This is a genomic window from Rhodococcus sp. WAY2 (genome assembly GCF_009859915.1).
Taxonomy (GTDB): Bacteria; Actinomycetota; Actinomycetes; order Mycobacteriales; family Mycobacteriaceae; genus Rhodococcus_F; species Rhodococcus_F oxybenzonivorans.
The window spans coordinates 1,612,193-1,625,473 of the sequence record NZ_CP046572.1 but is presented as its reverse complement, the minus strand read 5'-3'; the positions used below and the strand labels follow the sequence as shown (position 1 = coordinate 1,625,473).

Genomic DNA, 13,281 nt, shown 5'->3' with positions numbered 1-13,281 from the left:
GGATGTCGGGCATCTCAGCTTTCGCCCAGGACACCGCAGGCCACACGTGAGCCTGCGTCCCCGGTGCTCAGGGTTTCCTGATCGGGAGCGGGTGCGTATCGGGTGGGGATGTTTGCGAAGTTGTCGGCGCCGGAGTGGATCATGACCGCGGTCCCGGCTTCGCTGTTCTTCAAGTCCTCCACCGTGAACGCATCAGTGGTGGTGACCAATTCGCCGGTACCGTCTTCGAGAATCTGCAGCGAGGTGAGGTCGCCGCTGGACGGGTGGCCGGAGTGTCCCTCGACCTGGAAGTGTCCACCGGCGGAGAGGAAGTTGCCGGGTGCACCGCCGGTGGGGGCGACGGAATTCGTCTCACACTTGCCGACCGAATGCACGTGGAACCCGTGGAATCCGGGAGTCTGATCCTTGACCGACACGGTGACCTCGACGTGCTCGCCGGACTGTGTGAAGGTGGCGGTGCCGACGTCGTTACCTTCGGCATTCTTGAACGTCGCAGTGAGGGTTTCGCTTCCGCTTCCGCTCTCGCTGTGCCCGCCGGCCGAACCGTGGCCTGCGTCGCCGGGAACGTCTGCGGCACTGGGATCGGCGGCTCCGGTCCACACGGGGGGCGTGGTGCCCGAGACGTCGGACGGCTCCTCGTTGTTACTGCAGGCGGTCAGCCCCAAGGCAGCGATGGCCACCACGGGGGTGACAATGCGCCAGGACATCCGACGGGTAGTACTCGAGGCCATCAAAACCGCTCCTTTGAGGTGGCGAAGAAGTGCAACTGATCATAACCACGACGCCCCTGGACCGGCCTTCCGGTCCAGCCTGCACCGGCGCTCGCGCTACCCGGCGGCGGTGACGATGACGATGACGCCTGCGGAAGAGTTCGCGATACCGGCGAATCGGGGTTTGGCCGTAGCCCCCAGTTCGGCGGCGATCTGCGTCGCCGCTTCCTTCTCGGCAGGCGAATTTCCGTAGTAGACGGTGGTTTCGGAGATCGTTCCGTCGCTATAGTTTCCCGTTTCGGCCACCGTCCAGCCGGCCTCGGTGAGCTCGGTGGCCGTCTGTCCGGCGAGTCCGGTGACGTTGCTGTTGTTGAACACCCGCACGGGCACCGACGACGCGTCGGCGGACACGGATGTACCCGAGGGACCGGACGTGGTGCTCGCCGACGCGGACGTCGAGGTGGCACCGGACGCCGGCGCGGTCGCAGTCGTCGTGCGCGCCGCGGCAGAAGCCGGCGGGGCCGCGGAGGCGGTCGTGACGGTGGCCGCAGTGTTCTCCGAGTCCGAATCACCGAGTGAGGCGAACCCGAGACCGGCGAAGAGTATCGCGAGAGAAATCAGCACCATGGCGAGGGCACGTAACGGCGGGCCGGACGATTGCGGATTCTGATTGCTCACGGTGTCGACCTTAGCGACCGGGATACTAGGTGACGTCGAACCCGAGGCGACGAGCGGCGCGAGCCTTCTGCCTGCTGGCGCGCAGACGCCGCAGCCGCTTCACGAGCATCGGATCTGCCTCGAGCGCCTCCTGGCGGTCGACCAGGGCGTTGAGGACCTGGTAGTACCGGGTGGCCGACATGTCGAAGAGCTCCTTGATTGCCTCTTCCTTGGCCCCGGCATACTTCCACCACTGGCGCTCGAAGGACAGGATCTCGTGTTCCCGACGGCTCAGTCCGTCGGTCGCGACCTCGTCGACACCTGCGGAGTTGTCGTTGTCGGTGCGCTCGGACTGGTTCCGACTACGCGCTGTTGCGCCGTCCATGTCACTCCTCGACTACTAGCTCTCGCTCGAATTCAGCGAAACCACGTTCCCCCGGCTCCTCGATCGCGTGGGCCGACCGAGCAACGAATTACACAGCTGTACTTCAGCGACTATTCAACCATGAGGAAGGCCGCAGGCAGTGCCGGCGACGCGGGCGCGCCGCACTATCCTTGACAACCATGGCCATCCTCCCCATCCGGATCGTGGGCGACCCGGTACTGCACAAGCCGACCGAGCCGGTGTCCCAGTCACCCGCAGAGCTCGCCGAACTCATAGCGGACATGTACGACACGATGGACGCCGCCAACGGTGTCGGGCTCGCCGCCAACCAGGTCGGCGAGTCGCTGCGCGTGTTCGTCTACGACTGCCCCGACGTCGACGACAGCGGCAAAGCCTTCCGCCGTCGCGGTTGCGTCGTCAATCCGGTGCTCGAAACGTCCGAGGTCCCCGAGACCATGCCCGACCCGGACGACGACGTCGAAGGCTGCCTCTCCGTCCCGGGCGAGCAGTTCCCCACCGGCCGCGCCGACTGGGCCAGAGTCACCGGCACGGACGCCGACGGCAGTCCCGTCGACATCGAGGGGCGCGGATTCTTCGCCCGGATGTTGCAGCACGAGGTGGGGCACCTCGACGGCTTCCTCTACGTCGACATGCTGATCGGCCGCAACGCGCGGGCCGCGAAGAAGACGATCAAACGCGCCGGCTGGGGCGTCCCGGGCCTGAGCTGGGTGCCGGGAACGGTCGAAGACCCCTTCGGGCATGACGACTGACATTCCTGTCGGTAGCCGGGTGGTGCTGCGTTACGCGTTGCCTCCCGGCCACAGCCACCCGATGACCGACGTCGTCGGGATTCTGGAGGGCGTCGCGCCGTTCGTCACCGTGCGTGCGTCGGACGGTTCGGTCGTCGAGGTGGAACCGGACCGGGTGATCGCACTCAAGGCCGTCCCCGCGCGGCCGGTCCGCACCAGCGAGATCCGGGCGCTCGAACTCGCTTCCGCCGACGGTTGGCCGGGAGTCGAACACGCCTGGATCGACGGGTGGCTGGCCCGGTACGGTCACGGATTCACCGGGCGCGCGAACTCGGCGGCCCCACTCGGTGACCCGGGCACGGTCGGCGACCTGGCAGACAGCTCCCCCGGCAGCACGCTCGATCGTCTCCGCGATTGGTACGCCGAGCGCGACCGCCCGTTGCGGCTTCTGCTTCCCGATCGGCTGGGCGCGGTGCCACCAGGATGGAATCTCAGCGACGAGGTGGTCGTGATGGCCGCCGATATCGCGAATCTCACTCTTCCCCGTGGCCCTCGCACGACCACGATCACCGATCGTCCCGACTCCGATTGGCTCGCGCTCTACCGGTACCGCGGATCCGCGCTCCCCGACTTCGCGGTCGACGTGCTCGACGCCGTCCGCGGCGGCACGCTCGGCTTCGGCCGGATCGGCGCCGCCGACTCCACCCTCCTCGCAGTCGCACGCGGTTCGGTGACCTCGGCCCCGGACGGCCGCCTATGGGTGGGACTCACCGCGGTCGAGGTGGCGCAGGCCCACCGCAGGCGCGGTATCGGCAGCCTGATCTGCGGCGAGATGATCGCGTGGGGTCGCGAGCAGGGAGCCACCCATGCCTGCCTGCAGGTGGCCGCGGAGAACGAGGGTGCTCAGGCGATGTATCGCGGCCTCGGCTTCGTTGCGCACCATCGATACCGGTACGCGACGGAACCTGTCGGCGGCGGGCACTAGGCTGACGGCGTGCGCATCGCTACCTGGAACGTGAATTCTGTTCGTGCCCGTACCGACCGGATCCTCGACTGGCTTCAGCGGACCGACACCGACGTGTTGGCCATGCAGGAGACCAAGTGCAAGGACGAGCAGTTTCCGTACGAGCGTTTCCGCGAACTCGGTTACGAGGTGGCGCACGTCGGTATCAGTCAGTGGAACGGGGTGGCCATCGCGTCCCGCGTGGGGCTGACGGACGTTCGGATCGGTTTCGACGACCAGCCCGGGTTCCACAAGGATCCAGAGGTTGCCCCTGTCGAGGAAGCCCGCGCGATCGGTGCCACATGCAACGGTGTCCGCGTGTGGAGCCTGTACGTTCCGAACGGACGCGAGCTGGCAGATCCGCACTACACCTACAAGCTCGAGTGGCTGTCGAAACTGCGTTCGGATGCGGTCCGGTGGCTGGAGAAGAATCCCGAGGAGCAGATCGCCTTGGTCGGCGACTGGAACATCGCGCCCACCGACGACGACGTGTGGGATCCTGCCCTCTTCGAAGGCAAGACGCACACATCCGCACCCGAGCGGGAGGCCTTCCAGTCGTTCCTCGAATCAGGTTTCACCGATGTGGTGCGGCCGCACACACCGGGTCCGGGCGTGTACACCTACTGGGACTACACGCAGCTGCGATTCCCGAAGAAACAGGGAATGCGGATCGACTTCATCCTCGGCTCGCCCGCTTTCGCCCGCCGGGTCGACAAGGCGGAGATCGACCGCAACGAACGTAAGGGAAAGGGCGCGAGCGATCACGCGCCGGTCATCGTCGACCTCGGAGACTGACGCACCTGCACGAGCGCGGAGGCGTAGAGACGTTCAGTCCTCGACAAGGATGTCGAGGGACTCCGGGTGCCGCGAGAGATAGCGCTGGACGTAGGTGCAGATCGGGCGTACTTTCCACCCGCGAGTGCGTGCCTCGTCGAAGGCTGCGCGGACGAGTGTTTCCGCCAATCCCCGGCCGCCGAATTCCTCTTTCACCACCGTGTGCATGAACGCCACCACCTCGCCCGGTTTCGCCGTGAAACCGGGGATGTCGTCCTCGTCGCGATAGCCGAGAATCCCGACGAGTTCGTCACCGAGCCACAAGTCGAAGCGTTCGTGAGCCGGATCGTCGAGTACACGAACATCGGCGGCCGAGACGCTGCCCGACGGGGAAGACTTCGAAATGTGATCCATGCCACCATGGAACCAGTAAGTCGCAGACTGGGGGAGCACAAACGCCGTAACCGGGATCGATTCGTTGCCGGGTTTTCCGCGTCCAGCAGTCAGCGTTCGATCGGTACCACGAGATCGCGATACTCCGGATGTGCCGACAGGAAGCGCTGGACGTAGGTACACACCGGTCGCACCTTCCAGCCGTATTCCCTGGCCAGGTCGAGGGAGCGCCCCACCATCATCGACGCGAGTCCGCGATGCCCGAAGTCCTCGACGATCACCGTGTGCATGAACGAGACGATCGGAGCCGGGACGCTGGGCGGGCGCCGACCGGCCGTCACCCCCACCCCGGCGCCGGCGCCGGTCGGCGGCCCCGAGAGGTCGTAGTATCCGAGGATTCCGACCAGATCCCCACTCAGCCGCAACTCGAAGCGGTTCTGATCGGCATTGTCGATCACGTCCACAACCTGCGAGTCCGTCAGCACTGCGACCTCCTGGGGTTTGCTTCGTGATCAAAACGTGATGTACGTCACCATTTATACCGACTCTCCGGGCTGCTGTCCAAGGTTCCCCCGAATGATTTCTCACAGACATGTCGGTTACAGTCTGTGCGACAACTACACATCCACGGGGGCTCGCACCAGCGGGCTGAGAGGACGGCTAGGGCCGTCGACCGTCGAACCTGTCCGGGTAATGCCGGCGTAGGGAGCATCTCGATGAGCAGAACTGTATCTACGGCCACGTCCGTCACGACGGGGCCGATCGCGGGCAGCACCAAGGAATACGTGCAGTGGAGCGACGACATCCGCGTACCGGTCCGGCGCGTCCACCTGACCAACGGTGAGCATCTCGACCTGTACGACACGTCCGGCCCGTACACCGATTCGAACGCCCAGATCGACGTTGCGGCCGGACTGCCCCGCATCCGCGAGCAGTGGTCCGGGGATCGCGGGCAGACCCAGCTGGACGCCGCCCGGGCGGGCGTCCTCACTCCGGAAATGCGTTACTGCGCTGCGCGCGAGGGTGTCTCACCGGACACCGTGCTCGCCGAGGTCGCTGCGGGACGGGCCGTGATCCCGGCCAACCGCAAGCATGCAGAACTCGAGCCGATGATCATCGGCAAGGCGTTTGCGGTGAAGATCAATGCGAACATCGGCAACAGTGCGGTCACGTCCTCGATCGCCGAAGAAGTGGAGAAGATGGTGTGGGCCACCCGTTGGGGCGCCGACACCATCATGGACCTCTCGACCGGCAAGAACATTCACGAGACACGCGAGTGGATCCTGCGCAATTCACCGGTCCCGGTGGGCACCGTGCCGATCTATCAGGCACTCGAGAAGGTGAACGGCGATCCGACCGCCCTCACCTGGGAGAACTACCGAGACACCGTGCTCGAACAATGCGAGCAGGGCGTCGACTACATGACGGTCCATGCCGGGGTGCTGCTCCGGTACATTCCGCTGACCGCGCGTCGCGTCACCGGCATCGTCTCGCGCGGCGGCTCCATCATGGCGGCCTGGTGCCTGGCACATCACCGGGAGTCGTTCCTGTACACGCACTTCGAGGAGTTGTGCGAGATCCTGCACCGCTACGACGTCACATTCTCGCTCGGCGACGGACTCCGGCCGGGTTCGATCGCGGATGCCAACGACGAGGCGCAGTTCGCGGAGCTTCGCACCCTGGGCGAGCTCACGAAGATCGCGAAATCTTATGGCGTGCAGGTGATGATCGAAGGACCCGGACACGTGCCGATGCACAAGATCGTCGAGAACGTACGCCTGGAGGAGGAACTGTGCGAAGAGGCGCCGTTCTATACCCTGGGCCCATTGGCCACCGATATCGCCCCGGCCTACGACCACATCACTTCGGCCATCGGTGCGGCGATGATCGCGCAGGCGGGCACCGCCATGCTCTGCTACGTGACGCCGAAGGAGCACCTCGGGCTGCCGAACCGCGACGACGTCAAAACCGGCGTGATCACGTACAAGATCGCCGCGCACGCCGCCGACCTCGCCAAGCAGCACCCTCGGGCGCAGGAACGAGACGATGCTTTGTCGAAGGCGCGCTTCGAATTCCGCTGGCACGACCAGTTCGCGCTGTCCCTCGACCCGGACACCGCCCGCGAATTCCACGACGAGACCCTGCCTGCGGAGCCCGCGAAAACAGCCCACTTCTGCTCGATGTGTGGCCCGAAGTTCTGCTCGATGCGGATCTCCGCCGATGTCCGGGAGTACGCCGAGAAGAACGGCCTCGATTCGGTGGAGGCCATCGAGGCGGGCATGGCCGAGAAGTCGGACGAGTTCGTCGGCGCAGGTGGCCGCGTATATCTGCCCGTCGAATCCGTCACCTCAGAGAATCGGTAAGGTCCCCTCCGTGAAGCTGCTGCCCCTGGCCCCCGACGGCCAGACCCCCGTCCGAGTCCTCACCATCGCCGGCACCGATTCTGGCGGTGGCGCCGGAATTCAGGCCGATTCACGGACGATGGCTCTGTGCGGTGTCCACGCATGCGTCGCGGTGGCCGCCGTGACCGTGCAGAACTCCGTCGGTGTGAGCGGGTTCCACGAAATTCCGCCCGAGACGGTGGCGGCGCAGGTCCGCTCCGTCGTCGGTGACATCGGCGTGGGAGCGGCGAAAACGGGCATGCTGGCGTCCACCGCCATCATCGAGGCCGTCGCGGGTGTCTGCACAGAAGTGGGGATCGGGCGCGGCCATCCGGTCCCGCTCGTCGTCGACCCGGTCTGCGCGTCGATGCACGGGGATCCGCTGCTCCACGCCGAAGCGCTCGACGCCGTACGGAACACGTTGATACCGATCGCGACGGTGGTGACGCCGAACCTCGACGAGGTCCGGCTCATCACCGGGATCGAGGTGGTGGACGACGCCACCGCGCGCCGCGCAGCCGAGGCTCTGCACGCGCTCGGGGCCCAGTGGTCGATCGTCAAGGGTGGCCATCTGCGTACGTCGGAGGTCAGTACCGACCTGCTCTTCGACGGGGACACCTTCCGGGAGTTCAGCAGCCCCCGGATCGACACCGGCAACGACCACGGAGGCGGCGACACCCTCGCGGCGGCCATCGCCAGCGCACTCGCCCACGGGTGGTCTGTGCCCGACGCCGTCGCGTTCGGCAAGGAATGGGTCACCAAGTGCCTCGAGGCGTCGTACGACCTGGGGGCGGGTCATGGCCCAGTCTCCCCCCTCTGGCGACTTCGCCGCCCGTGAGTACTTATTAACCTGCGGCGGTTAAGAAGTACTCACGGGCGGCGGAGCCGCAGCCGCCAGATGCCGAGGTCGGACGGCACCCCGCTGGGGGCGGGGGCGAAGAAGGCGCGGCGCCACGGTTTGACGCTGATACCGAGTTCCTCGAGTGTCCCCGGCTGAAGCGCCGAGAGGGTGGCGGACGAAGCCATGACGTTGCCGTCCCCGCCGAGCTCCATCATGCGGGCCGCGATGGTGACGTCGACGCCGAGCCAATCGCTGCCGATCTGCCGGGGAACTCCCGTGTGGATTCCGACCCGCATCCGCGGACGGTAGCCGTCGACCTCGACATTCCGGAGCGCGTCCTGCGCGGCGAAGACGGCGTCGACGGCGCGATCAGGGCAGGGGAAGACGGCCATCACGCCGTCGCCCATCCGCTTCACGACGTGTCCGCCGCGGTCGACCATGGGTGTCTCGATTGCTTTGGCGACGTCTCGTAGCAGCGCGAGTGTGGCGGTATCGCCGGCGGGGAGGGACCAGCTCGAGAAGCCGACGAGGTCGGTGAACACGATGGTTACTTCCCGGGTTCCCCGGCCGCGGCCGGTGCGCTCGAGCAGCGCTTGCCACACCTGCAGGGCGCCGAGGCTCATCTCCCGGGACGCTCCCGGCTGATGGTCGAGGAAGCGGTCCGCCACGCGGGCCACGGCGCGTGCGGTGCCGGGGCCTGCGGTGGACAGCGGGTCGCCGAATGCCGGATCTCCCGGCAAGGCACGGCGGACCCTGCGCAGTCCCTCGATCAGTTGGGGCCGACGGTTCAGTGCTCCCACCCAGCCCAGAACCTTGTCCTGTCTGCTCTCCTCCGACGCAGCGTCGAGTTCGGCAGCGCTGTCGTCGGCCGGGTCTTCGCTCACGAGCGCAAGAGTAACCCAGCGTCACAGGCAGAAGCCCGTGACGAATCGGACATCACTGCGCTGCCCGAGCCTTCTCCCGATCGGCGCCGGTGGGGACACCGTTGGGGCCGGCCAGTGACTCCGCGTAGACCCCGACTGCGTAGGCCACCGCGGACGCGTTCTTCGCAAGAGCTGCCCGGTCGATGTTTGCGAGGGTGTCGGTCGGGCTGTGGTAATGCTTGTCGAACACGGCGTCGGGTGTGCCACCCCATTTCTGGGCCTCCTCGGCGGTCTTCTTGTCGTCGGCACCACTGAACACCCCGCCCGACGGAATTTTCTGCTCGATGAACGGACCGTAGTCGGAGCGGCCGTCGAAATCGGTGCCGTTCGCGGCGATACCGTTCTTACCGAGGTAATCGACGAAAGTGCGCTCGATTCCCGCCGAACCTTCGGGGCCGGGCCCTTCGCCGACGTTGTCGGAGTTGTCGCCGTCGTAGGTCAGGTAGCCGGCGTTCTCCGAGCCGAGCATGTCGAAGTTCAGGTAGAGCGCAATGTCGTTGCGTTCCTCCTCGCTCAGGCCGGTGACGTAGGCCTCGGAGCCGAGCAGGCCCAGTTCTTCGGCGCCCCAGAAGGCGAACCGCACCGTGTTGTCGGCGTCCGGGGAACCGCCGAGCTGGACCGCCGTTTCGAGGATCGCGGCCACGCCTGTGCCGTTGTCGTTGATGCCGGGACCCTCGGGAACGCTGTCGAGATGAGCGCCGACCATGACGACATCGTCGGTGGAGCCCGTCGTGGTCTGGGCGATGACGTTACGGGACGTGCTGGTCTCGGTGCTGGTGTCGAGCGTCAGCGTGACGTCTCCGCCGCCCTGCCGGAGCGCGTCGCCGTCGGCCCTGCTCACCCCGCCGGTGGGAATTTTGCCCGCCGACGGATCGCCGAGAGTGCCACCGCTCATCGGCCCGTCTTCGTTGTTGACCACGATCACGGCCGAAGCGCCGCGCTCGGCCGCTATCTGCTGTTTGGCCGAGAACGGGCAGATACCCCGGTCGACCAGCACGATCGCTCCGTTGACGTCGAGACCGTCGTAATCCGTTGCCTCACACCCCGGCGTCTCGTCCTGGCGAGCCGGCACCAATCGCGCCGTCAGTCCGTCGGGGCCGGTGGACGGGCTGTAGGACAGTGCTCGCACCTCGAGGTCACGATCGTGCGACCTCAGTTTCTCGGCGGCGACATCGAAATTGTGGAACTCGAATTCCGGGGTCTGGACGTCGAAGCCGTTGTCCGTCAGAACTTGTGCCACGTAGTCGACGCTGGCCTCGTATCCGGGTGTGCCTGCGGCGCGGTTGCCGTCGTTGTCGTCGGCGATGGTCTGCAGTTCCTCGAGATGCGCCACCAGCGCGTCCTCGGTGACCGATCCGGCGAGAGCGCTCGCGTCGACCGGTGGCGACTCCGGTTCGCTCGTGGACGAGCACCCGGCCAGCACCAGCGCACCGGTCACTCCGACGGTGAAAAGTCCCCGTAGTCGCATGTCGGGAGCCTAACGCAGAACCACCTGTGGGCCGGTGCGAATGGATGTCGCACCGGCCCACAGGCTCCCCGCCCTGCCTACGATCCCAGCCAGGTCTCCCGACGTTCACCTGGCGGAGGGGCAGGGCGAAAGTACTCTATCGGTCTCACGCGTCGCGCTTGTTCACCACCACCAGGCTGGCCCCGAAGATCACCAGGACGAACACCGCGAAGTACACGAGACTGCCCCACGGGCCCCAGTGGAAGTCCACGCCTTGCGGTGCCCCGAGGAAGTGGTTGGCATTGAGGAACGGCAGAAACGGCATGATTTTCTCACCGAATGATCCGAACAGGTTGAACAGGCTTTCGATCAGTAGCGGCCACAGCAGCAGTAGCGCGATCGCTCCCGCCGACTGGCGCAGCAACGCACCGATCCCGACGGCGAGCACGACACACAGGAACGCGTAGATCGGCACCCCGTAGATCGACCGCCACGCATCCCCACCGGAGAGTGTGAGGGCAGCACCTGCCTCGTTGCCCGCGGTCGCCTTCGCGATGGCGTACGCCCCGAAGGTGAGGACGAACGTCAGCACGGCACCGAACGCGCCGATCAGGCCGGCCTTGGCGACGAGGACGGAAGCGCGGTTCGGAATCGCCTGGAACGTGGTGCGAATGACCCCGAAGCGGTATTCACTGGTCACTGCCAGGGTCGCGAGGATCATCAGGACCAGAACACCGAATCCGGAGACGCCGCCGACGGCGTCGGCCATCTGCGGCAGGAAGGGTTCGAAATCGGGTTCCTTCCCGTCCGCCATCTGGTCGTTGAAGGAGTTGATGCTGGCCTTCGCGCTCAGTCCGATGACCGCGGCCAGGCCGAGACCCAGCACGACGATGATGACGGTGCACCACCACGGCGACCGGGTGGAGGTGATCTTGATGCGTTCCGCATTGAGAACAGCCATTACAGTGCACCCCTCATCACGTCGTCGACGCTTTCTGCGTGGTACTGCACGTCGTCTCCTGTCAGTTTCATGAAGGCGTCCTCGAGCGAACCGCGCTGAGACGCCAACTCGTGGAGGGTGATTCCCTGCGATCCGGCGATCGCGCCGATCACGTCGGTGGACGAATCGACCACGACGAGCGCCTGCTGCCCGTCGGATCCGTCCTCGCGCACCGTGAGCCCATTCGACGTCAGCGCGCTCCGCAGCGCATCCAGTTGGGGACTGCGCACCCGCACCGTCGATTCCGAGGACTTGCTCACGAATTCCGACACCGTCGTGTCTGCGATCAGGCGCCCACGGCCGATGACCACCAGATGCTCTGCGGTGAGTGCCATCTCGGAGAGCAGATGGCTCGACACCAGCACGGTGCGTCCCTCGGCCGCGAGGCGCTGCATGAATTTGCGGATCCACACGATGCCCTCGGGGTCGAGACCGTTGACCGGCTCGTCGAACAGCAGCACCTTCGGGTCACCGAGAAGGGTGGCGGCCAGGCCGAGTCGCTGGGACATGCCGAGCGAGAACCCACCGGCCTTCTTGCCTGCCACCTCCGTGAGGCCTACGAGGTGCAGCACCTCGTCCACCCGGCTCTTCGGCAGCGAGTTCGAGGCCGCCATCCACTGCAGGTGGGCGCGGGCGGAGCGGTTGGGGTGCACCCACTTGGCGTCCAGGAGTGCGCCCACGGTCCGGAGCGGCTGCACCAGCTCGCGGTACGGTTTGCCGTCGATCAGCGCCGTGCCCGCGGTGGGACGGTCCAGCCCGAGGATCATCCGCATCGTCGTCGATTTGCCTGCACCGTTCGGCCCGAGGAAGCCGGTGACCATACCCGGCTGGACGGTGAACGTCAGGTTGTCCACCGCCTTCGTCGCACCGAAGGTCTTTGTCAGTCCCCTCACTTCAATCATGGTGACGAGGATGCCCGAACCATGGGGTGAGGCGCATCCGCCGTGGGTCTACTGTCGACTCGTCCCGTGGTACCACCCGTCCCCGGACCCACCCCGACAGAACCCTGAGAACGCCACCCGCACGGAAGTGGTCAGGACGACGCCTGTGCCCAGAATCGCTTGGGTATCCGGCCCGCGTGACGTGCCTCGTATCCCGCCACGACAGCGCCGCGCATCGCCGACGCCATCAGCGCCGGGTCCTTGGCCCGGGTGACGGCGGTGGCCAGGAGGACGGCGTCACAGCCCAATTCCATCGCCAGGGTGGCGTCGCTCGCGGTTCCGATGCCGGCGTCGAGGATCACCGGCACCCCGGCCCCGTCGACGATCATTTCGATGTTGTGCGGGTTGGCGATGCCCAATCCGGTTCCGATCGGTGACCCCAGGGGCATCACGGCAACACACCCGATGTCCTCCAGCCGGCGGGCCAGCACCGGGTCGTCCGTGGTGTAAGGCAGGACGACGAAGCCGTCGTCGACCAATTGCTCTGCAGCACTGACGAGCTCGATCGCGTCGGGCATCAGGGTGCGTTCGTCGGCGATCACCTCGAGCTTCACCCAGTCGGTTTCCAGCGCCTCCCGGGCGAGCTGCGCGGTGAGCACCGCCTCGGCCGCGCCCCGGCAACCCGCGGTGTTCGGCAGCGGAGCGATGTCGAGCCGCCGCAGCAGGTCGAGCACGCCGGTGCCGCCGGCCGCGTCGACCCGGCGCATCGCGACGGTCGTCAACTCGGTGCCGGATGCCACCAGCGCCTCTTCCAGCACGGTGAGGTTGGCGGCCCCGCCGGTGCCCATGATCAGCCGCGAGTCGAAGGTGCGGCCGGCGATGGTCAGGCCCTTCTGCGCCACCGGTGTCACGTCAGCCACCCTGCACCGCCGTGAGGATCTCGATGTCCCAGCCGCGGTCCACGACTTCGTCCCAGCGGGCCTTCGGGAACACGGCACCGTTGACAGCTACCGCGATGCCCTTCGTGGGCAGGTTCAGCGTCTCCAGCAGCTGGGCGACGGTGGGCGCTACCGCGAACTCGTGGTCCTCGCCGTTGACGGTGATGCCGACGGGCACCACGACTTGCTGCTCACTCAT

The 13,281-nt window shown here is 66.5% G+C and carries 16 protein-coding genes and 1 riboswitch; of the genes, 5 read left to right on the top strand and 11 right to left on the bottom strand.

Annotated features, from left to right (window positions below; translation table 11 throughout):
• Positions 1–14: 14 nt before the first annotated feature.
• The 3 genes from sodC to GFS60_RS07545 form a co-directional block, all read right to left on the bottom strand.
• Entirely contained in the window at positions 15–731 is a 717-nt protein-coding gene (sodC, locus tag GFS60_RS07555; protein ID WP_159920110.1) for a superoxide dismutase[Cu-Zn], read from the bottom strand.
• 96 nt (positions 732–827) lie between these two features.
• Entirely contained in the window at positions 828–1,337 is a 510-nt protein-coding gene (locus tag GFS60_RS07550; protein ID WP_284708606.1) for a LytR C-terminal domain-containing protein, read from the bottom strand.
• 76 nt (positions 1,338–1,413) lie between these two features.
• Positions 1,414–1,752, bottom strand: a complete 339-nt coding sequence (locus GFS60_RS07545) for a DUF3263 domain-containing protein (protein WP_159920106.1) — start codon at positions 1,750–1,752, stop codon at positions 1,414–1,416.
• A gap of 179 nt (positions 1,753–1,931) precedes the next feature.
• On the opposite strand from GFS60_RS07545, the gene GFS60_RS07540 reads away from it, so the two are divergent.
• The 3 genes from GFS60_RS07540 to GFS60_RS07530 are packed head-to-tail and all read left to right on the top strand — an operon-like array spanning position 1,932 to position 4,299.
• Positions 1,932–2,522, top strand: coding sequence for a peptide deformylase (locus GFS60_RS07540; RefSeq protein ID WP_159920104.1), 591 nt, complete (start codon positions 1,932–1,934; stop codon positions 2,520–2,522).
• Positions 2,512–3,486 (top strand): N-acetylglutamate synthase, CG3035 family, encoded by a 975-nt coding sequence (locus tag GFS60_RS07535; RefSeq protein WP_159920102.1) that lies wholly within the window; start codon positions 2,512–2,514, stop codon positions 3,484–3,486. Before GFS60_RS07540 ends, GFS60_RS07535 begins: the two co-directional genes overlap by 11 nt.
• Before the next feature lie 9 nt (positions 3,487–3,495).
• On the top strand, positions 3,496–4,299 hold the full coding sequence (locus GFS60_RS07530) for an exodeoxyribonuclease III (protein WP_159920100.1): 804 nt from the start codon (positions 3,496–3,498) through the stop codon (positions 4,297–4,299).
• 33 nt (positions 4,300–4,332) lie between these two features.
• Here GFS60_RS07530 and GFS60_RS07525 read toward each other — a convergent pair whose 3' ends face one another.
• Together GFS60_RS07525 and GFS60_RS07520 are read right to left on the bottom strand one after the other, a co-directional pair.
• Entirely contained in the window at positions 4,333–4,692 is a 360-nt protein-coding gene (locus tag GFS60_RS07525) for a GNAT family N-acetyltransferase (protein WP_159920098.1), read from the bottom strand.
• Between the two features lie 89 nt (positions 4,693–4,781).
• On the bottom strand, positions 4,782–5,156 hold the full coding sequence (locus GFS60_RS07520) for a GNAT family N-acetyltransferase (protein WP_159920096.1): 375 nt from the start codon (positions 5,154–5,156) through the stop codon (positions 4,782–4,784).
• 132 nt (positions 5,157–5,288) lie between these two features.
• Positions 5,289–5,396, top strand: a riboswitch (TPP riboswitch).
• Between GFS60_RS07520 and thiC the strand changes: the two genes are divergently transcribed.
• Entirely contained in the window at positions 5,388–7,034 is a 1,647-nt protein-coding gene (gene thiC, locus GFS60_RS07515; RefSeq protein ID WP_159920094.1) for a phosphomethylpyrimidine synthase ThiC, read from the top strand. (Overlaps the previous riboswitch by 9 nt.)
• Positions 7,035–7,044: 10 nt before the next feature.
• A complete protein-coding gene (gene thiD / locus GFS60_RS07510) occupies positions 7,045–7,890 on the top strand; it encodes a bifunctional hydroxymethylpyrimidine kinase/phosphomethylpyrimidine kinase (protein WP_159920092.1) in 846 nt (281 codons plus the stop codon).
• 32 nt (positions 7,891–7,922) lie between these two features.
• On the opposite strand, the gene GFS60_RS07505 is transcribed toward thiD, so the two are convergent.
• The 6 genes from GFS60_RS07505 to thiS all read right to left on the bottom strand — a co-directional run bounded on the left by GFS60_RS07505 (position 7,923) and on the right by thiS (position 13,281).
• On the bottom strand, positions 7,923–8,777 hold the full coding sequence (locus GFS60_RS07505) for an adenylate/guanylate cyclase domain-containing protein (protein WP_159920090.1): 855 nt from the start codon (positions 8,775–8,777) through the stop codon (positions 7,923–7,925).
• Between the two features lie 52 nt (positions 8,778–8,829).
• Positions 8,830–10,284: a M20/M25/M40 family metallo-hydrolase gene (locus tag GFS60_RS07500; protein ID WP_201453519.1), complete on the bottom strand. Its 1,455-nt coding sequence runs from the start codon at positions 10,282–10,284 to the stop codon at positions 8,830–8,832.
• A gap of 145 nt (positions 10,285–10,429) precedes the next feature.
• Positions 10,430–11,224, bottom strand: coding sequence for an ABC transporter permease (locus GFS60_RS07495; RefSeq protein WP_159920088.1), 795 nt, complete (start codon positions 11,222–11,224; stop codon positions 10,430–10,432).
• Positions 11,224–12,165, bottom strand: coding sequence for an ABC transporter ATP-binding protein (locus tag GFS60_RS07490; protein ID WP_159920086.1), 942 nt, complete (start codon positions 12,163–12,165; stop codon positions 11,224–11,226). The genes GFS60_RS07495 and GFS60_RS07490 overlap by 1 nt, the downstream gene beginning before the upstream one ends.
• Positions 12,166–12,296: 131 nt before the next feature.
• Positions 12,297–13,064, bottom strand: a complete 768-nt coding sequence (locus GFS60_RS07485) for a thiazole synthase (RefSeq protein WP_109327637.1) — start codon at positions 13,062–13,064, stop codon at positions 12,297–12,299.
• The gene (gene thiS, locus GFS60_RS07480) at positions 13,057–13,281 is read right to left on the bottom strand and encodes a sulfur carrier protein ThiS (RefSeq protein ID WP_159920084.1); all 225 of its coding nucleotides are present in this window, start codon (positions 13,279–13,281) and stop codon (positions 13,057–13,059) included. Before thiS ends, GFS60_RS07485 begins: the two co-directional genes overlap by 8 nt.

What these genes read in the sequence shown, in the direction of transcription:
- GFS60_RS07540 (WP_159920104.1), top strand. Translation starts at nt 1,932, where the DNA reads ATGGCCATCCTCCCCATCCGGATCGTGGGCGACCCGGTACTGCACAAG.
- sodC (WP_159920110.1), bottom strand. Translation starts at nt 731, where the DNA reads ATGGCCTCGAGTACTACCCGTCGGATGTCCTGGCGCATTGTCACCCCC.
- GFS60_RS07500 (WP_201453519.1), bottom strand. Translation starts at nt 10,284, where the DNA reads ATGCGACTACGGGGACTTTTCACCGTCGGAGTGACCGGTGCGCTGGTG.
- GFS60_RS07525 (WP_159920098.1), bottom strand. Translation starts at nt 4,692, where the DNA reads ATGGATCACATTTCGAAGTCTTCCCCGTCGGGCAGCGTCTCGGCCGCC.
- GFS60_RS07490 (WP_159920086.1), bottom strand. Translation starts at nt 12,165, where the DNA reads ATGATTGAAGTGAGGGGACTGACAAAGACCTTCGGTGCGACGAAGGCG.
- thiS (WP_159920084.1), bottom strand. Translation starts at nt 13,281, where the DNA reads ATGAGTGAGCAGCAAGTCGTGGTGCCCGTCGGCATCACCGTCAACGGC.
- thiC (WP_159920094.1), top strand. Translation starts at nt 5,388, where the DNA reads ATGAGCAGAACTGTATCTACGGCCACGTCCGTCACGACGGGGCCGATC.
- GFS60_RS07535 (WP_159920102.1), top strand. Translation starts at nt 2,512, where the DNA reads ATGACGACTGACATTCCTGTCGGTAGCCGGGTGGTGCTGCGTTACGCG.
- GFS60_RS07545 (WP_159920106.1), bottom strand. Translation starts at nt 1,752, where the DNA reads ATGGACGGCGCAACAGCGCGTAGTCGGAACCAGTCCGAGCGCACCGAC.
- GFS60_RS07550 (WP_284708606.1), bottom strand. Translation starts at nt 1,337, where the DNA reads ATGGTGCTGATTTCTCTCGCGATACTCTTCGCCGGTCTCGGGTTCGCC.
- GFS60_RS07495 (WP_159920088.1), bottom strand. Translation starts at nt 11,224, where the DNA reads ATGGCTGTTCTCAATGCGGAACGCATCAAGATCACCTCCACCCGGTCG.